Consider the following 17,404-nt stretch of genomic DNA (forward strand, 5'->3'; position numbering starts at 1 on the left):
GCCGAGCAGGGCCAGCAGGGAGCGGTTGAGGAGGCTGTTGAGGGCCACCGCGCGCTGGTGCTGAAGGCACTGCTCGACGGCCTGCTGGAGCATCTGCCCGGAGGTCTCGGTGGGCAGGTCGCAGATGTCACTGGTCGACTGGAACTTTCCGCCGAGGATCTTCAGCGGCAGCGCACTGCCGTCGTGCAGCGCGTCCGCGGCCAGCATGTAGATGATCGTCAGCAGCACGATGCCGGCCATCAGGAACATGCCGCCGTACAGCAGCGTCAGCCGTATCCGGATCGTGGGCCGCAGCCACGGGAACGGACGGACATCGACCGGCCTGGGGTCCCAGGTCGGCTTGGGCGGAACGGGCGGCGGCGGGGCGGCCGCCTTGGAGAACGAGGGCAGGGAGGGCATCGCGGTCAGATCCGGTATCCCGAGCCGGGGACGGTCACGATCACCGCGGGCTCGCCGAGTTTACGGCGCAGCGTCATGACCGTCACCCGTACGACGTTGGTGAACGGGTCGGTGTTCTCGTCCCAGGCCTTCTCCAGGAGCTGCTCGGCCGAGACGACCGTGCCCTCGCTGCGCATCAGGACCTCCAGCACCGCGAATTCCTTCGGGGCGAGCTGGACCTCCTTGCCGTCGCGGAAGACCTCACGGCGGTTGGGGTCGAGCTTGATGCCGGCCCGCTCCAGGACGGGCGGCAGCGCGACGGTGGTACGGCGGCCCAGGGCGCGTACGCGGGCGGTCAGCTCCGTGAACGCGAAGGGCTTGGGAAGGTAGTCGTCCGCGCCGATCTCCAGTCCCTCGACGCGGTCGCTGACATCGCCGGAGGCGGTGAGCATCAGGACGCGGGTGGGCATCCCCAGCTCGACGATCTTGCGGCAGACATCGTCACCGTGGACGACCGGGAGGTCACGGTCGAGCACGACGACGTCATAGTCGTTGACCGCGATCCGTTCCAGAGCGGCAGCGCCGTCGTAGACCACGTCGACCGCCATGGCCTCCCGGCGTAGTCCGGTGGCCACCGCATCGGCGAGCAGCTGCTCGTCCTCGACGACGAGAACACGCACGTCGCTAGTCCTTCCTCAGGGCCCTTTCGGGCAGGCACAACAAAGTCTTCAGAGCTCCTCCATCCTGCCCCGAAGAGCCATAAACCGGCGGTAAGAGGGGTGCGGAGGGGTGGAGGGCCGGGGCCGGGGGCGCCCGACGGGCAGGATTCCCGGGCGGGTTGAGGTTTCCCTGAGGTGGGGGGTGGGGAGGACGACTGCACACCCGCGATCACGCCCTGTTTTTTTCGGCTACTTGCCATGAACTGATCCATCGCAGGGCCCACGCAGTGATCGACCCACCCGTCGGCACACCCCCGTGCCCACCGACCCACGACGAGGGGGCGCACATGGACGCGTTCACCGCAGGCATTTTGCAGCGCATAGAGAACACCGAAGCCGATCTGGACCGTGCCCGCGCTGCGGGCGATGACTTCCTCGCCGAGGTCGAGCAGGCAGAACTCGAAGATCTCCAGCGCCTGGCGACCGAGCACGGAGTGCGGTACGGAGCGGTCAGCAACGCCTGACCGCTTCCCGGCGCAGAGCGACAGCGCCCCGGCATCCAGGGGATGGTGCCGGGGCGCTGTGGTGCCCGGACGCGGGCCGGGTCAGTCGTGCCAGGCCCCGAGCTCGTCCAGGAGCGGCTGGAGCCGCTCGAAGAGGGCCGGGGAGGCGGCGAGGGTCAGCTCGTGGGAGGCCGGCTGTCCGGGACGGCCGCCGGTGAGCGCGCCGGCCTCGCGGGCGATCAGGGCACCGGCCGCCAGGTCCCAGGGGTTCAGCCCGCGCTCGTAGTAGGCGTCGAGCCGGCCGCAGGCCACATCGCACAGGTCGATCGCGGCCGAGCCGGCCCGCCGGATGTCGCGGACCTGCGGCAACAGGGTGCGCACCACCTCCGCCTGGGCGGCCCGGCGCTCGGCGAGGTAGCCGAAACCGGTGCCGACGAGTGCCTGGGAGAGCGGCGGCGCGGGCCGGTGGCGGAGGCGCTCGCCGTTGTTGAACGCGCCACGGCCCACGACGGCCTGGTAGGTCTCGCCGCGCATCGGGGCGGCAACGACCCCGACGACCACCTCGCCGTCCTTCTCCGCCGCAATGGACACCGACCAGGCCGGCAGCCCGTAGAGGTAGTTGACGGTGCCGTCGACGGGGTCGATGACCCAGCGGATGCCGCTGGTGCCGTCGGAGCTGGCGCCTTCCTCCCCCAGGAAGCCGTCGTCGGGGCGGTGCTCCCCGAGGAAGCCGGTGATCAGCTTCTCGGAGGCGAGGTCCATCTCGGTGACGACGTCGATGGGGCTGGATTTGGTGGCGGCCACACCGAGGTCGGCGGGACGGCCGTCGCGCAGCAGCGCACCGGCACGGCGGGCGGCCTCCAGGGCCAGTTCGAGAAGTTCGTCGTACAGCGCGTCGCTCTGCGCCGGGGCGGTCTGCGGGGCGTCGGGGTGCAGCGGGTCGGGCACGATGCTCCTTGCTCGGACGAGCGGTGGTCGGGGGTGGGGCGTTACGCGCGGGCCTCGGCGGCCGGGCCCCGCCAGTCGGCGCCGGCGGCGGCCGGGCGCGGTGCGCGCGCGGGGCAGCAGCCGACCGGGCACAGGTCGTGGCTCGCGGCGAGGGAGCCCAGGGCGCAGCGCTCCGGGGCGCGGCCCCGTTCGGCGGCCGCGCGCTCCAGGAGGAGGTCGCGGACAGCCGCGGCGAACCGGGGGTCGGCGCCCACGGTGGCGGACCTGGCGACCGGCAGGCCCAGCTCGGCGGCCTTGGCGGTGGCTTCGGTGTCGAGGTCGTACTTGACCTCCATGTGGTCGGAGACGAACCCGATGGGGGCCATCACGACGGCCGGGACGCCCGCGGCGTGCCGCTCCTCCAGGTGGTCGCAGATGTCCGGCTCCAGCCAGGGAATGTGCGGGGCGCCGCTGCGGGACTGGTAGACGAGCCGCCAGGGGTGGTCCACACCGGTCTCCGCACGGACGGCGTCCACGATCACCCGCGCCACGTCCAGGTGCTGGGCGACGTAGGCGCCGCCCTCGCCGCCTCGGGTGTGGTCGGCGGGGGTGCCGGAGGTGTCGGCTGCGGCGGTGGGGATGGAGTGCGTGGTGAAGGCGAGATGGGCGCCGTCCCGGGCCTCCTGGGGCAGGGCGGCGAGCGACGCCAGCACACCGTCGATCATCGGGCGGATGAAGCCGGGGTGGTTGAAATAGTGCCGCAACTTGTCGACCTGCGGCACCGGCAGCCCCTCGGCCCGGAGGGCGGCGAGGGCGTCGGCGAGGTTCTCGCGGTACTGCCGGCAGCCCGAGTACGAGGCGTAGGCACTGGTCGCCAGTACGGCGATACGGCGGTGCCCGTCGTGGACCATCGTGCGCAGGGTGTCGGTCAGGTAGGGCGCCCAGTTGCGATTGCCCCAGTAGACGGGCAGGTCCAGGCCGTGCTCGGCGAAGTCCTTGCGCAGTGCGTCCAGCAGTTCCCGGTTCTGGGCGTTGATGGGGCTGACGCCGCCGAACAGGAAGTAGTGCTGCCCCACCTCCTTGAGGCGCTCACGGGGGATGCCGCGTCCACGGGTGACGTTCTCCAGGAAGGGGACCACGTCGTCGGGGCCTTCGGGGCCGCCGAAGGACAGCAGCAGCAGGGCGTCATAAGGGCGGGGATCGCACTGTTCGGGCATGCCATCGATCCTGCCACCCTTCCCACGGGGGCGGCGGGCAGGTCCCGTCGCACCCATGGGAAGGCCGGCCGCCCCGGTGGGCGCTGCCGAAAATCCGAGGCGTACGGCGTCACCGCGCCCGTAAGCTGTATCGGCCCCAGTCATTCCTTACCGATCTTTCGGTCCTCACCGGCGGAGCACCCCCGTTGCCCAGTCCCTACCGCGCCATCTTCGGCCGCCCCGGCACCAAGTCGTTCTCGGCCGCCGGACTGCTGGGCCGGATGCCCCTGTCGATGATGGGCATCGGCATCGTCACGATGATCTCCCAGCTGACCGGCCGCTACGGCCTGGCCGGCGCGTTGTCCGCGACCCTCGCGCTGTCCGCCGCGGTCCTGGGCCCGCAGATCTCCCGGCTGGTGGACCGGCACGGGCAGAGCCGGGTGCTGCGCCCGGCCACCCTGGTGTCGATCGCCGCGGTCGCCGGGCTGCTGCTGAGCGCGCAACAGCGCTGGGCGGACTGGCTGCTGTTCGCGTTCGCGGCCTGCGCGGGGTGTGTGCCGAGCGTCGGCTCGATGATCCGGGCGCGCTGGGCGGAGCTCTACCAGGGCTCCCCGCGCGAGCTGCACACGGCGTATTCGTGGGAGTCGATCGTCGACGAGACGTGCTTCATCTTCGGGCCGATCCTGTCCATCGGCCTGTCCACCGCATGGTTCCCGGAGGCCGGGCCGCTGCTGGCCGCCGGTTTCCTGGCCGTGGGGGTCTTCTGGCTGACGGCGCAGCGTGCGACGGAGCCGGTGCCGCATCCGCGGGAGCAGCACGCCAAGGGGTCCGCGCTGCGCTCGCGGGGGCTACAGGTGCTGGTGGTGACGTTCGTGGCGACCGGCGCGATCTTCGGGGCGATCGATGTGGTGACCGTTGCCTTCGCCGAGGAGGTCGGGCACAAGGCGGCGGCCAGTCTGGTGCTGGCGGTCTACGCGCTCGGATCCTGCCTGGCCGGTGCGGTCTTCGGGCTGCTGCATCTGAAGGGCCATCCGTCCGGCCGCTGGGTGGTGGGGGTGTGCGCGATGGCGGTGAGCATGGTGCCGCTGCAACTGGTGGGCTCGCTGCCGCTGCTGGCCGTCGCGCTGTTCGTCGCCGGGCTGTCCATCGCCCCGACGATGGTGACCACGATGGCGCTGGTCGAGGAGCATGTGCCGCGGGCGAAGCTGACCGAGGGCATGACCTGGACCAGTACCGGCCTGGCAGTGGGCGTCGCGCTGGGTGCGTCGGCGGCCGGCTGGGTGGTGGACGCCGCCGGGGCCGCCCGGGGCTATCTGGTGCCGGGGGCGGCAGGGGTGCTCGCCGCGCTGGTGGCGTTCGCGGGCTACCGCAGGCTCCGCCCGCAGCCCGCGCCGCCGGTGGCGGGCACGGCCGTGGCCGGCAGCCTGGCCGGCGGGCACGGCACGGCCAACGAGCGGCAGGGCGAGGAGAGCGTCGCGTAGGGCCGCTCCGCAGGAGCCCGGTCGGACCGCTCCGTAGGGGGCGGCCCACCGGTCCGGGTGAACCCGCCCTGCCCCTTGGCGAGTTACCGGCGGTACGACATGTCCGGGAGCCGGGCGATTCCAGCCGATTCCTTGATCCTGTGATTCCCGTCACCCCACCTGAACGGCGCGTCGGTGACTGACATCATGCGCTCACACCAAGGCGGCCGAACCCGGCCGGCCCGCGGGGAGGGAGGGGACGTCACATGGCTCTCAGCAACGCCGTCGACGGCTCAGGAGGGCGCGGCCGGACGGCCGGGCCATGGCGCAACTGGGCGGGCAATGTCACCGCCCGCCCTGCCCGGAGCGTCGCCCCGGCGAGCACCGAGGAGCTGGCGGCCGCGGTCCGCGCCGCCGCCGAGGACGGGCTGACGGTCAAGGCCGTCGGCAGCGGTCACTCCTTCACCCCGGCGGCCGCCACGGACGGTCTGCTGGTCCGCCCCGACCGGCTGACCGGCATCCGCCGGGTCGACCGCGAGGCGGGCACGGTGACGGTGGCGGCCGGTACACCGCTCAAGCGCCTCAACGAGACGCTCGCCGCGCACGGACTGTCGCTGGCCAACATGGGCGACATCATGGAACAGACGGTCTCCGGGGCGGCCGCCACCGGCACCCACGGCACCGGCCGCGACTCGGCATCGATCGCCGCTCAGATCACCGCCCTGGAGCTGGTCACCGCCGACGGCTCGGTCCTGACCTGCTCCGCCGAGGAGAACCCGGATGTCTTCGCCTCGGCGCGGCTGGGCCTGGGTGCGCTGGGCGTGGTCAGCGAACTCACCTTCGCCGTGGAGCCGGAGTTCCTGCTGACCGCCCGCGAGGAGCCGATGGCCTTCGACGAGGTGACGGACCGGTTCCACGAGCTGGTCGCCGAGAACGAGCACTTCGAGTTCTACTGGTTCCCGCACACCGGCAGTTGCAACACCAAGCGCAACAACCGCAGCCAGGGCCCGGCGGCGCCGCCCGGGAAGGTCAGCGGCTGGGTCGAGGACGAGCTGCTGTCCAACGGGGTCTTCCAGCTCGTCTGCACCCTCGGCCGGGCGGTGCCGGCCGCCATACCGGGCATCGCCAAGATCTCCAGCCGCGCCCTGTCGGCCCGTACGTACACCGACATCCCGTACAAGGTGTTCACCTCGCCGCGGCGGGTGCGGTTCCTGGAGATGGAGTACGCACTCCCCCGCGCGGCCGCGGTGGCGGCGCTGGGTGAGCTCAAGGCCCTGGTGGAACGCTCGGACTTCAAGGTCAGCTTCCCGGTGGAGGTGCGGACCGCGCCCGCCGACGACATCGCGCTGTCCACCGCTTCGGGCCGGGACACCGTCTACCTCGCCGTACACATGTACCGCGGGACACCCTACGAGGCGTATTTCGCGGCCGCCGAGCGGATCATGACGGCTCACGACGGGCGCCCGCACTGGGGGAAGCTGCACACCCGCGATGCCGCCTACCTTGCCGACGCCTATCCGCGGTTCGGTGAGTTCACCGCGGTGCGCGAACGGCTGGACCCGGAACGCCGGTTCGCCAACGCCTATCTGCGACGGGTCCTGGGGGACTGACGACGACGGCTGCGACCCGGCGCCCTGTAGTGGGCACCGGGTCGCAGCCGTTGCGGGTCCGCCTCATCCGGACGGTCCGTCTGCCCCGGACGAAGCACCTGTCCTCAGGAGGAGGCGCCGGGGGCGGGGTCCGGTGCACCGGACTGCTGTCCGTCCGGACGGTCACCCTGGCTCCCGCCGTCGGTCGAACCGTCACCCGAACCGGTGGCGTCGTCGCCGGCCGAGCCGCTCGGGGACGGGTTCGGGGACGAGGGCGAGCCGGGGTCCGGCGACGTCTTGCCGCCGTCGGACGGGTCCGGGTCCGGCGACGGGGTGCCGCGGTCCGTTCCCTTTCCGGTGCCGGTGTCTTCTGACTTGCCCGGGTCCGGACTGGGGTCGCCGTTCCCGTGCCGCCTGCCGTCGTCCGGGGAGTGGCCGGTGCCGGGCGACTGCGGGGTGCGGGGCTGCTGCCGCTCCGATCCCCCGGTGTGGGTGAGGTTGCTCAGCGTCGTGCCCCGCGCGCCGCTCGGCGTCTGTCCGGTGATCAGCTCGGTACCGGTGACCACCCCCATGGCGAGCGCGAAGACCGCGAGCGCGCCGATCGCCGGCCGCTTCCAGCCACGCAGCCGGGTGCCGTACGTCGCGGTACTGAGCTCCTCGGGCGGGCCGTCCGGGTGCCGCGCGGCCGGGACACCGGCCGGGCGGGCGGCCGCCTGACCCGGCGCCATGGTCCGCTCGTCGAGACGCGGCACCAGCTGCGTCCGGTCGGCGGGCCGCCCCGGGCCGGTCCCGTCCACCGCACGCAGGGCGCGGGTCGCATCGGGGGCGGCGGGGCGCAGCAGCCGCGTCGCGTCATCGTCCTGCGAGGCGGGATGGGCGCCCGCCGGGTCGCGCCGACGGACCTGTTCGACCCGCGGGATCAGCTGCGTACGGGCCGTGCCGGCCCCGGTCGTCCTGGCGGCCACGGAGGTGACCTTGTCCTCCGCGCCCTCCTTGTCGAAGGTCGGCAGCACCATCGTGGAGGTGACCTGCCGGGCGTCCGGTGTGGTGGATCGAGTGCGGGCGGAGGAGAAGCGGCGCGGCTTCGGACGCGTGGTGACCGACGCTTCCTTGAGCTGTTCGCCGGTGCGCCGGAACAGGTGCTGGAATATCGAGCCGCCGGTGGTGGCCACGACACTGACCACACCCGCGCCGATGATGGTCCCGTAGACGCCGAGCCGGCCCGCGAGGTACGCGGCGACCGCCGCGGCAAGCGCGCTGCCGGCCACCTGAGCAATGCTCAGGTCTATCCGCTTCTCCTTCTTCTTCGTGTCGCTTTCGGTTTCTTCGTCCATCTCCAACCTTTGATAGCCCCTTCGATCCATCTTGCATGGAGAAGTGACCATTCGGCGGAGCCAAAAGTTCCGATTTTGGGGAATCTGTGAAAATCGCCACCTGCGTGCCAGGTAGAGAGGTCGACAAGACGACCAGACTCCGTTGCCCGCCCAGAAGTTCAGCGGCGCGGCGGTCCACCTCAGTGGTCCGAATGGAGTACTGTGGCGAGCCCTGGCCCCGGTTCCCGTCCGGCTGCCCGGAACCCATGGGAGGGGCCATGAAGGCGGCACTCACCCCGGGGCGCCGCCGCTCGGAACGGGTGAACGGCGACAGGGCAAGCGGCATGGTCACTGAGCGTGGCGAACAGGTAACCGTGTCATAACGGCGTTTCAGGGCCAAGCCCCGACACGCCGGGCAACTCGGCAATGTTGTGGCAGGCTGCACCCGGGCAGGCCACACTCGACTAGCGGAAGCAGCGACGCGAGTGACGTCGGCAGGCACCACCCGGGAGGTCCCCATGCCCGAACTGCGTGTCGTGGCCGTCTCCAACGACGGCACACGGCTGGTGCTCAAAGCTGCGGACAGCACCGAGTACACGCTTCCGATCGACGAACGGCTGCGCGCCGCCGTCCGCAACGACCGTGCGCGTCTCGGCCAGATCGAGATCGAGGTCGAGAGCCATCTGCGTCCGCGGGACATCCAGGCGCGTATAAGAGCCGGTGCCTCCGCAGAAGAGGTCGCCCAGCTCGCCGGCATCCCCGTCGACCGGGTGCGCCGTTTCGAGGGCCCGGTGCTCGCCGAGCGCGCCTTCATGGCCGAACGCGCCCGCAAGACCCCCGTGCGGCGGCCCGGCGAGAACACCGGTCCGCAGCTCGGCGAGGCGGTCGCGGAGCGGCTGTTGCTGCGCGGCGCCGACAAGGAGAGCGTGCAGTGGGACTCCTGGCGCCGGGACGACGGCACCTGGGAGGTGCTGCTGGTCTACCGCGTCGCGACCGAACCGCACTCCGCGAGCTGGACGTACGACCCGCCGCGCAGGCTCGTGCAGGCCGTGGACGACGAGGCCCGGGCGCTGATCGGCGAGAGCGACGACACGCCCGAGCCGAGCTTCCCGTTCGTGCCGCGGATCGCGCGGCTGCCGCGCGACCGGCCGCTGGACCGCGCGTTGGACCGGCAGACGTCCGAACGCGGCGAGCGCCCGGCGCCATCCGGAGGCGAGGACGACGAGGCGGTCGCGGAGGAGGCTGCCGCCGGTGAGCGGGAGCGCGAGCGGGATTCGCTGACCAGCCTGCTGGAGGCGGTACCGAGCTTCCGTGGCGACATGGTCGTACCGGAGAGCGTGAAGTCGGCGCAGAGCGAAGAGGAGTCCGAGGCCGAGGTCGAGGAGCCGCCCGCTCCGGCGGCCAGTGCGGGTGCGGGTTCCGCGTACGCCGATGTGCTGATGCCGCGCGCGGTGGCCGGCCATCGCGACCGGCTGACGGGGACGACGGACCGGCAGGCCGAGGCGGACGGCGTACGGCCCGGTCGCCGTGCCGCGGTGCCCAGTTGGGACGAGATCGTCTTCGGCACCCGGCGCAAGAAGCCGGAGTAGCGGGGCGGCCCCGGCCCGTCCCGCCGCGTACACCACCCGTCCGTCCGCCCCCTGGAAGCAGGGAGCGGGCGGACGGCGTCGTATGACACCCCGTTACGGGGCCCGGCGGGGGCTCAGCCGGGCTGCGGGCCGGTGGCGACCGGACGGGACGGGTCGGCCGACCACTCGCTCCAGGAGCCGACGTACAGGGCGGCGGGGACACCCGCGACCGCGAGGGCAAGCACCTGATGGGCGGCGGAGACCCCGGAGCCGCAGTACACGCCGACCTCCGCGTCCGCCGTGGCGCCCAGCGACGCGAAGCGCTTGGCCAGTTCCGACGCGTCACGGAAGACGGTGCCGCCCTCGACGACGTTCTCGGTCGTCGGGGCGGACACGGCGCCCGGGATGTGGCCGGCGACCTTGTCGATGGGTTCGACCTCACCCCGGTAGCGCTCGGCGGCCCGTGCGTCCAGCAGGACTCCACGGCGGGCCAGGGAGGCCGCGTCATCGGCCCGCAGCAGCGGCAGCCCGCCGGGCACCGGGGTGAAGTCACCTGCCTGGGGAACCGGTTGACCGACGCTCAGCTCGCCGCCGGACGCCTGCCAGGCGGCGAGACCACCGTCCAGGACACGCACGTCCGGGTGACCGGTCCAGCGCAGCAGCCACCAGACGCGGGCGGCCGCCCAGCCCTGGCCGCCGTCGTAGGCGACCACGGGGCGGTCCGCACGGACACCGGCGGTCCGCATGGCATCGGCGAAGACGTCGAGGTCGGGGAGCGGGTGCCGGCCGCCCGGGCCGGGCGGCGAGGCGAGTTCGCTCTCCAGATCGACGTAGACCGCGCCGGGCACATGTCCGGCCTCGTACACGGGACGACCGGGCGGGCCACCGAGTTGGTAGCGGACGTCCAGGAGCACCGGCGCGGTGGGCTGCGCCAGCTCGCTCGCGAGTTCGGTAGCGGTGATGATGGCATTCATGGGACTCATCCTTGCGTAGCGACGACTACGTACAGAAGGTGGGTGTCCACCCTCCGTATGACGCAGTTACACCCTTCAGTAACACCTCTGGAACGGATGGGAAACCTCAAAACGGGCATTCTCCCTCGCGAACGAGCCATGGACGGCGCGGCCGGGGCGCACACCAGGTCACAGGGTGCGAGCATCTGCTCGGGACCCGCGCCCGTGGCGCACATGGTCAGCACCCGACGCTCCGAGGAGAGAGTGACAATGACGACCGAGGCAGCGACCCGGCGGATGCACGGCGCGCCCTGCTGGGTGAGCCTCCTGGCCCACAGCCTGTCCGCGACGCAGGAATTCTACGGCGCGCTGTTCGGCTGGGAGTTCCGCCCGGGACCGCAGCATTTCGGTCCGTACGCCCGGGCTTTCCTCGACGGCCGGGAGGTCGCCGGGGTCGGCGAGCTGGCGCCCGACCGTCATCTTCCGGTCGCCTGGACCACCTATCTGGCCAGCGACGACACGGATGCGACGGCCGAGCAGATCCGTTCCTGCGGTGGGACGGTGGGCGTCGGGCCGCTGGATGCGGACGACGACGCGGGGCGGATGGCGATCGCCTCCGACCCGCAGGGGGCGATCTTCGGCATCTGGCAGGGCAGGTCGGTGATGGGCACCACGATCACCGGGGAGCCGGGCACCCCGGCTTGGAACGAGCTGGTCACCCGGGACACGAGCTCCGTCCTGCCGTTCTACGAGCATGTCTTCGGCTATGAGGCGGAGCCCGTGGTCTCGGCCGACTTCGACTATCTGACGCTGCATCTCAAGGACCACCCGGTGGCCGGCATCCACGGCGTGGGCAACTCCCTGCCGCGCGACCGGGGCTCCCACTGGATGACGTACTTCGCCGTCACCGACACGGACGCGGCGGCCCACCGGGTCACCCAGCTGGGCGGACATGTGCTGCACGCCGCCCGGGACTCCGCGCACGGGCGGCTGGCGACGGTCGCCGACAGCGAGGGCGCCGCCTTCACGATCATCCAGCGGAGCTGAGAGGCGGTCACACCTGGGCGCCGCCACCGTTCACGGCGGGTTCCGTGGCAGTGATGTCCGGTCGGTAACCGCTGTACGGACCTGGCACCGCCCGGTGGCCGGGCCTACTTCGCGCTGTCGACCGGCAGTACGTCCGGGGAGAGCGCCGCCGCGCGGGTGGCCGCCGAGGTCTGACGGCGGCGGTGGTGACGCCGGCACAGCACCTCGTAGCCGACCTCGGCGTGGGGGCTGTCCACATCGCCGACGACATCGCCGACCACGACCTGGGCGCCCTCGACGACCATGCGCCCGTCGACCGTACGGGCATTGTGCGTGGCGCGGGCGCCGCACCAGCACAGCGCCTCGACCTGCAACACCTCTATCCGGTCGGCCAGTTCGACCAGGCGCTGGGAGCCGGGGAAGAGCTTGCTGCGGAAGTCGGTGGTGATGCCGAAGGCGAAGACGTCCAGGTCGAGGTCGTCGACGACGCGGGCGAGCTGGTCGACCTGTCCGGGGGCGAGGAACTGTGCCTCGTCGACGATGACGTAGTCGACCCGGCCGCCGGAGGAGAGGTGACCGACGACATGCGTGTAGAAGTCCATGTCGTGCGCCGCCTCGACGGCCTCGGTGACCAGGCCGAGGCGGGAGGAGAGCTTGCCGCGGCCGGCCCGGTCGTTGCGGCTGTAGATCATGCCTTGCAGACCGCGGGAGGAGCGGTTGTGCTCGATCTGCAGAGCAAGTGTCGACTTTCCGCAGTCCATCGTTCCGGAGAAGAACACCAGCTCGGGCATGGGAAGTTGCGGGCCTTTCGGGCTCGTACGGAGGAGGGCGGGACGGCGTGCGGGCGGCGGGCCGTGCAGGTCAGGTGCGGACTTCCAGGAGCGGCACCAGCTGCTCCACCGGGGTCATCGAGCCGTGCATGCCGACCATCTCCGACTCGCGGGGCTCTCGTTCGGTCGCGATGATCACCATGTCGGCGTGCGCGGCCGCCACGACATCGCCGATCCGGGCACGCACCCGGTCGTCGACCTGCGGCCCGAACCACCCCGCGGCGATGGCCTCTTCGCGGCTCGCCACCCACATCTGCTCGCCGACCACCTCGCGCCAGACGGCGAGCACATCGGCGGCCGCGCCCGGGTGGGCGTAGACATGCCGGGCCCGGCCCTCGCCGCCCAACAGGCGTACTCCGGCGCGCAGTTCCCAGTCCTCGTCGAAGTCGATCCGGGACTCGGGGTCGAAGGGGATGTCGATCATGCCGTGGTCGGCGGTGATGTAGAGGGCGCTGCGCGGCGGCAGCTGTTCGGCCAGCCGCTGGGCGAGCCGGTCGACGTACATCAACTGGCCGCGCCAGGCGTCGGAGTTGACGCCGTAGCGGTGCCCCTTGCCGTCGACCTCGGAGTAGTACGTGTAGACCAGCGAACGGTCACCGGTGGCGAGCTGCTCGGCGGCGAGGTCCATCCGCTCCTCGCCGGAGAGCCGGCCGTGGAACGTACCGCCGCTCAGCGCGACCTGGGTGAGCGGGGTGTGCTGGAAGCTCGGCGCGGAGACCTGGCAGGTGTGGATCCCGGCGGCGTCCGCACGCTGGAAGACCGTCGGATACGGCTGCCAGGCATACGGGTCGGTCCACGGATACCAGCGCAGCTGGTTCATCAGGGCGCCGGTGGCCGGGTCCTCGCAGGTGTATCCGGGCAGGCCGTGGGCGCCCGGTGGCAGGCCGGTGCCGACCGAGGCGAGGGAGGTGGCGGTGGTGGACGGGAAGCCCGCGGTGAGCGGGCGGCCGCTGCCGTTGAACGACGTGCCCAGGAGCGAGGTGAGAAACGGCGCCTCCTCCGGGTGGGCGCGCAGCAGCTCCCAGCCGAGGCCGTCGATCAGGAAGACACAGGCCCGGTCGGCGGGGGCCAGCTCCATCGTCGTGGCGAGGCCGGTCATCCCCAGCCCGGTGGCGATGGTGGGCAGCAGATCGGCGAGCGAGCCGGTGCCGTACCGGGGTACGGGGGCGCTGAGCGGGTCGAGCGGTTCGGGTTCCGGCCAGGCGGGGGCGATGTGGACCATCAGCGGGGGCTGGGGGTGGCCGCGGTGGCCTCGGAGAGCGCCTGGGCGAAGGTGAGCGTCTCGCGCACCGAGTCCGGGCCGTCGCCGGCCTCGCTGACCCGCAGCGAGAGGTCGTCGGCGGTGGAGGAGCCCGTGTAGCCGTGGTCCGCCTCGCAGTTGGGGTCGCCGCAGGCGGCGGGCTCCAGGTCCAGGCGGGCGACCGCGCCCCAGCCGATGGTGAGCACGACCTCGCGGGGCAGCTGGCCCGGGGTGTACGACTCGGGGTTGGCGACCACCCGGCTGAGCACCACGGAGGAGATCCGGCTCAGCTTCACGGATTCGGTGGAGGTGGTGGCATACGGCGACGGGGAGGTGGCGTCGGCCGCCTGCTCGTCGGTGTGGCTGACGATGAAGCGGGTGCCGGTCAGAACCAGGACCGTGACATGGCGGCGGACCTCGTTGGCGTCGAAGGTCGTCTCCTGATGGACGAGGTACGACACCACGGGCTCACCGCCGACGGCGGCCTGCACCGCCTCGGCCACGAGCGTCGGGTAATAGCCGCTGCGCTCGATCGCCGCGCGCAGCCCCTGGGTCGTCGTACCGGTCTTAGCCATGGGGTCCATCTTACGGGGCGTACCGGGCCGCGAGAGCCTCAGTAGACGGGCAGCCGGCGGGGGCCGAGGTCAGTGGTGGCAGGGGCCGGGGCCAGGCGCACGGTCGCCCCCAGTACGGAGAGGCCGTGTGCGGCGACGACGACCGGTTCGAGGTCGACGCCGACGACCTCGGGGTGGTCGTCGACCAGCCGGGAGACGCGCAGCAGCAGCTCCGACAGCGCCGCGGTGTCCACGGGCTGGGAGCCGCGCCAGCCGAACAGCAGCGGGGCGGCGCGGATCGAGCGGATCTGCTCGGTGACCTCGCGGTCGGTGGCGGGGATGAGGCGGTGGGCGATGTCGCCGAGCAGCTGGGAGGGCGCCCCGGCCAGGCCGAAGGAGAGGACGGCACCGGCGGCGGGGTCGATGGCGGCACGGATGACCGTGTCGACGCCGCGCGGCACCATCGACTGGACGACCGGACGCAGCTCCTCCGGAGAGCCCAGGAAATCGGTCAATTCGGAGTATGTGCGGCGCAGTTCGGCCTCGCCGGCGATGTCCAGGCGGACCCCGCCGAGGTCGGCGCGGTGGCGTAGATGGGGTGCGGTGGTCTTGAGGGCCACCGGGTAGCCGAGGCGGGCGGCGGCGCGGACGGCCGTGTCCGGGTCGGGGGCCGGGAGGACGGGGCGGGTGTGGATGCCGTAGCGGGCGAGCAGGGCCTCGGCGTCCTGGGGCGGCACCGGGACGGAGCGGCCCGTGGGGGCGTCGGGGGTCAGCCGCCCGAGGAGGCGCTCGATGTCGGCGCCGGCCGCCGCCTCCTGGATGTCGTCGTACTCGGGCACCCGGCCCGGTTCGGCGGCCTCCCGGCGCCAGGCGGCGTAGCGGACGGCCTCGGCGAGGGAGCGCACGGCGCGCTCGGCGGCGGGGTAGGCGGGGATACGGAGGGGGGCACGGCGAGGCCGGGGCGGGGTGTTGGCCTCGGCGTCGCGGGCCGGGTCCTGCTGTCGCCCGGAGAGGGTGGGCGGCGGGCCGGGGGGAAGCAGGGGGCGTGGGCGGTTCGGGGGGCTGTGCGGGGCCGGTGGGAATGGTGAGGTCCCGGCAGGCGCGGGGACCGGGTCCGCGGAGCGGGCCGCGTTGTCCCCGGCGGAGGCTGCGGGCCCGGGTGACTGTGCCGGTGCCGGGCCTGGTTCCGTTCCTGGTTCCGGTGCCGGTTCCGGTGCCGCGAGTGTCTCGGCGAGATCGTCCATGGCGAGGTGGACGACCGTGACCGGCTTCTCCGGATGCGCCGCGGCCGCGGTACGCAGCGCAGCGGCGAGTGCGACGCCCTCGCTGTCGGCCAGGGAGACGGCGGCCCCCTCCCCCACCCAGGGGATGGCCGTGACGACCACGGCATCGCAGCCGTCGCCGGACAGCGCCTCGGCGAGCGCCGCCCGGAAGTCGTCCGGGGTGGCGGCCGAGGGCAGTACATGGGGGCGCTGCGGGCGCAGCCCCTCGGTCAGACAGGCGTCGTACGCGAGCAGCGCCAGCGACTCGGAGTTGCCGAGGATGGCGATGCGCGGGCCGGCCGGCAGCGGCTGGGAGGCCAGCAGCAGACCGGCGTCGATCAGCTCGGTGACCGTGTCGACGCGGATCACGCCGGCCTGGCGCATCAGGGCGGCGACGGTGCTGTCGGGGACGCGGACCGTGGGCACGGCGTGGCCGGGCGGGGCGGTGCCGTTGTGCCGGGCCCCCTTGGCGACCACGACCGGTTTGACGGCGGCGGTGCGGCGGGCGAGCCGGGCGAATTTGCGCGGGTTGCCGATGGACTCCAGATACAGGATCACGACGTCGGTGTCCGGGTCGTCGTACCAGTACTGGAGCAGGTCGTTGCCGGAGACGTCGGCGCGGTTGCCGGCCGAGACGAAGGCGGAGATACCGGCGATACCGCCGTCACCGGGGCCGCGCGCATGCAGTCCACTGAGCAGGGCGATGCCGATGGCACCGGACTGGGTGAACAGGCCGATGTGGCCGGCGCCGGGCATCTGGGGTGCGAGGGAGGCGTTCAGCCGGACGTCGGGGGCGGTGTTGATCAGCCCGAAGGCGTTGGGCCCGATGAGCCGCATGCCGTACGAGCGGGCCTGGCGGAGCAGGGCGCGCTGCCGCTCCCGGCCGTCCTGGCCCGCTTCGGCGTAACCGGACGACAGGATCAGCAGGCCCTGGACGCCGTGTTCACCGCAGTCGCGGACCACGTCGGGGACGTGGTCCGCGGGGACGGCGATGACGGCGAGGTCCACCGGGTCGGGGATCTCCCGCAGGGCGCGGACGGCCGGCACGTCTTCGGGGCGCAGCCGCTGCATGTCTTCGGGGAAGGCGTGGTTGACGGCGTGCACACGCCCCGTGAACCCGGAGTCCAGGAGGCTGCGCAGGGCGGTGCGGCCGACGCCGCCGGGGGCGCGGCCGGCACCGATGACGGCGACCGAGCCCGGGGCGAGCAGGCGCTGCACGGAGCGGGCCTCGGCGCGCTGCTCGCGGCCGCGCATCACGGCCATGGACTGCTCGGTCGGCTCCAGGTCGAACTCCAGGCGGACCACACCGTCTTCGAAGGTGCGCTTCTGGGTGTAGCCCGCGTCCGTGAACACCTTGATCATCTTGGAGTTCGCGGGGAGCACCTCGGCGGCGAACCGGCGGATGCCGCGCTCGCGGGCGACGGCCGCGACGTGCTCCAGGAGGGCGGAGGCGACCCCGCGGCCCTGGTGGGCGTCCTGGACGAGGAAGGCGACCTCGGCCTGGTCGTCCTCGGGGTTCTTGGCGGGCAGGCCCTGGTCGTCGATCCGGTCATAGCGGACGGTGGCGATGAACTCGCCGCCGACGAGGGCCGCGAGCCCGACCCGGTCGACGTAGTCGTGGTGGGTGAAGCGGTGGACATCGCGGTCGGACAGGCGCGGGTAGGGCGCGAAGAAGCGGTAGTACTTCGACTCGTCCGAGACCTGCTCGTAGAAGGAGACCAGCCGCTCGGCGTCATCCGGGGTGATGGGGCGGATCCGCGCCGTGCCGCCGTCACGCAGCACCACGTCGGCTTCCCAGTGGGTCGGGTATGCGTGGTCCGGCGGCTTCTGCATGCCGACAGCGTACGACCGGGCACCGACAACCGGCGCCGCGCGCGTACGCTCGGGATGCGGGGCAGTCCGGCGCGGCCGTATGGACATACGGACCGGCCGGTCGGCCGTGCCTC

14 protein-coding genes and 1 pseudogene are annotated in these 17,404 nt (G+C 72.5%); 5 read left to right on the plus strand and 10 right to left on the minus strand.

Translation table 11 applies throughout. The features are described 5' to 3' along the window. Both M8I34_RS25205 and M8I34_RS25210 read right to left on the minus strand, forming a co-directional pair. Positions 1 to 399: pseudogene (locus M8I34_RS25205) on the minus strand (two-component sensor histidine kinase); the annotation flags it as partial. Positions 400 to 404: 5 nt separating this feature from the next. Then, positions 405 to 1,058, minus strand: coding sequence for a response regulator transcription factor (locus tag M8I34_RS25210; protein ID WP_006602630.1), 654 nt, complete (start codon positions 1,056 to 1,058; stop codon positions 405 to 407). Between the two features lie 326 nt (positions 1,059 to 1,384). Here M8I34_RS25210 and M8I34_RS25215 point away from each other — a divergent pair, with 326 nt between their 5' ends. Continuing rightward, complete coding sequence (locus tag M8I34_RS25215) at positions 1,385 to 1,561, plus strand: hypothetical protein (RefSeq protein WP_006602631.1); 177 nt, start codon at positions 1,385 to 1,387, stop codon at positions 1,559 to 1,561. Positions 1,562 to 1,642: 81 nt separating this feature from the next. On the opposite strand, the gene M8I34_RS25220 is transcribed toward M8I34_RS25215, so the two are convergent. Together M8I34_RS25220 and M8I34_RS25225 are read right to left on the minus strand one after the other, a co-directional pair. Continuing rightward, the gene (locus M8I34_RS25220) at positions 1,643 to 2,488 is read right to left on the minus strand and encodes an inositol monophosphatase family protein (RefSeq protein WP_250052724.1); all 846 of its coding nucleotides are present in this window, start codon (positions 2,486 to 2,488) and stop codon (positions 1,643 to 1,645) included. Between the two features lie 41 nt (positions 2,489 to 2,529). Then, a complete protein-coding gene (locus M8I34_RS25225) occupies positions 2,530 to 3,684 on the minus strand; it encodes a ferrochelatase (protein WP_250052726.1) in 1,155 nt (384 codons plus the stop codon). A 185-nt stretch (positions 3,685 to 3,869) separates the two neighbouring features. Here M8I34_RS25225 and M8I34_RS25230 point away from each other — a divergent pair, with 185 nt between their 5' ends. Both M8I34_RS25230 and M8I34_RS25235 read left to right on the plus strand, forming a co-directional pair. Next, the gene (locus M8I34_RS25230; protein ID WP_250052728.1) at positions 3,870 to 5,144 is read left to right on the plus strand and encodes an MFS transporter; all 1,275 of its coding nucleotides are present in this window, start codon (positions 3,870 to 3,872) and stop codon (positions 5,142 to 5,144) included. 245 nt (positions 5,145 to 5,389) lie between these two features. Beyond that, positions 5,390 to 6,733 carry a D-arabinono-1,4-lactone oxidase gene (locus tag M8I34_RS25235; protein ID WP_250052730.1) on the plus strand — a complete coding sequence of 448 codons (1,344 nt, stop codon included), beginning with the start codon at positions 5,390 to 5,392 and terminating at the stop codon, positions 6,731 to 6,733. Between the two features lie 104 nt (positions 6,734 to 6,837). Here the strand turns inward: M8I34_RS25235 and M8I34_RS25240 are convergent, their stop codons facing one another. Beyond that, a complete protein-coding gene (locus tag M8I34_RS25240; protein ID WP_250052732.1) occupies positions 6,838 to 8,046 on the minus strand; it encodes a hypothetical protein in 1,209 nt (402 codons plus the stop codon). A 497-nt stretch (positions 8,047 to 8,543) separates the two neighbouring features. On the opposite strand from M8I34_RS25240, the gene sepH reads away from it, so the two are divergent. Next, a complete protein-coding gene (sepH, locus tag M8I34_RS25245; protein WP_244418349.1) occupies positions 8,544 to 9,614 on the plus strand; it encodes a septation protein SepH in 1,071 nt (356 codons plus the stop codon). Positions 9,615 to 9,727: 113 nt separating this feature from the next. Here sepH and M8I34_RS25250 read toward each other — a convergent pair whose 3' ends face one another. Then, positions 9,728 to 10,567, minus strand: a complete 840-nt coding sequence (locus M8I34_RS25250) for a sulfurtransferase (protein WP_250052741.1) — start codon at positions 10,565 to 10,567, stop codon at positions 9,728 to 9,730. Positions 10,568 to 10,816: 249 nt separating this feature from the next. Here M8I34_RS25250 and M8I34_RS25255 point away from each other — a divergent pair, with 249 nt between their 5' ends. Then, positions 10,817 to 11,593 carry a VOC family protein gene (locus M8I34_RS25255; protein WP_250052743.1) on the plus strand — a complete coding sequence of 259 codons (777 nt, stop codon included), beginning with the start codon at positions 10,817 to 10,819 and terminating at the stop codon, positions 11,591 to 11,593. Between the two features lie 104 nt (positions 11,594 to 11,697). On the opposite strand, the gene M8I34_RS25260 is transcribed toward M8I34_RS25255, so the two are convergent. The 4 genes from M8I34_RS25260 to M8I34_RS25275 all read right to left on the minus strand — a co-directional run bounded on the left by M8I34_RS25260 (position 11,698) and on the right by M8I34_RS25275 (position 17,291). Next, positions 11,698 to 12,363, minus strand: coding sequence for a thymidine kinase (locus M8I34_RS25260; protein WP_244418352.1), 666 nt, complete (start codon positions 12,361 to 12,363; stop codon positions 11,698 to 11,700). 70 nt (positions 12,364 to 12,433) lie between these two features. Then, positions 12,434 to 13,624, minus strand: a complete 1,191-nt coding sequence (locus tag M8I34_RS25265) for an alkaline phosphatase family protein (RefSeq protein ID WP_250052745.1) — start codon at positions 13,622 to 13,624, stop codon at positions 12,434 to 12,436. Then, positions 13,624 to 14,217 (minus strand): DUF5998 family protein, encoded by a 594-nt coding sequence (locus M8I34_RS25270; RefSeq protein ID WP_030078412.1) that lies wholly within the window; start codon positions 14,215 to 14,217, stop codon positions 13,624 to 13,626. The genes M8I34_RS25265 and M8I34_RS25270 overlap by 1 nt, the downstream gene beginning before the upstream one ends. 38 nt (positions 14,218 to 14,255) lie before the next feature. Next, the gene (locus M8I34_RS25275; RefSeq protein ID WP_250052747.1) at positions 14,256 to 17,291 is read right to left on the minus strand and encodes a GNAT family N-acetyltransferase; all 3,036 of its coding nucleotides are present in this window, start codon (positions 17,289 to 17,291) and stop codon (positions 14,256 to 14,258) included. Positions 17,292 to 17,404 lie beyond the last annotated feature (113 nt).

Origin of the sequence: Streptomyces sp. MCA2, assembly GCF_023544705.1 — a bacterium.
GTDB lineage: Bacteria > Actinomycetota > Actinomycetes > Streptomycetales > Streptomycetaceae > Streptomyces > Streptomyces decoyicus.

Excerpts from the sequence above, each read along its gene's own strand:
- M8I34_RS25215 (WP_006602631.1), top strand. The coding sequence starts at position 1,385 with ATGGACGCGTTCACCGCAGGCATTTTGCAGCGCATAGAGAACACCGAA.
- M8I34_RS25225 (WP_250052726.1), bottom strand. The coding sequence starts at position 3,684 with ATGCCCGAACAGTGCGATCCCCGCCCTTATGACGCCCTGCTGCTGCTG.
- M8I34_RS25235 (WP_250052730.1), top strand. The coding sequence starts at position 5,390 with ATGGCTCTCAGCAACGCCGTCGACGGCTCAGGAGGGCGCGGCCGGACG.
- M8I34_RS25240 (WP_250052732.1), bottom strand. The coding sequence starts at position 8,046 with ATGGACGAAGAAACCGAAAGCGACACGAAGAAGAAGGAGAAGCGGATA.
- sepH (WP_244418349.1), top strand. The coding sequence starts at position 8,544 with ATGCCCGAACTGCGTGTCGTGGCCGTCTCCAACGACGGCACACGGCTG.
- M8I34_RS25250 (WP_250052741.1), bottom strand. The coding sequence starts at position 10,567 with ATGAATGCCATCATCACCGCTACCGAACTCGCGAGCGAGCTGGCGCAG.
- M8I34_RS25255 (WP_250052743.1), top strand. The coding sequence starts at position 10,817 with ATGACGACCGAGGCAGCGACCCGGCGGATGCACGGCGCGCCCTGCTGG.
- M8I34_RS25260 (WP_244418352.1), bottom strand. The coding sequence starts at position 12,363 with ATGCCCGAGCTGGTGTTCTTCTCCGGAACGATGGACTGCGGAAAGTCG.
- M8I34_RS25265 (WP_250052745.1), bottom strand. The coding sequence starts at position 13,624 with ATGGTCCACATCGCCCCCGCCTGGCCGGAACCCGAACCGCTCGACCCG.
- M8I34_RS25270 (WP_030078412.1), bottom strand. The coding sequence starts at position 14,217 with ATGGCTAAGACCGGTACGACGACCCAGGGGCTGCGCGCGGCGATCGAG.
- M8I34_RS25275 (WP_250052747.1), bottom strand. The coding sequence starts at position 17,291 with ATGCAGAAGCCGCCGGACCACGCATACCCGACCCACTGGGAAGCCGAC.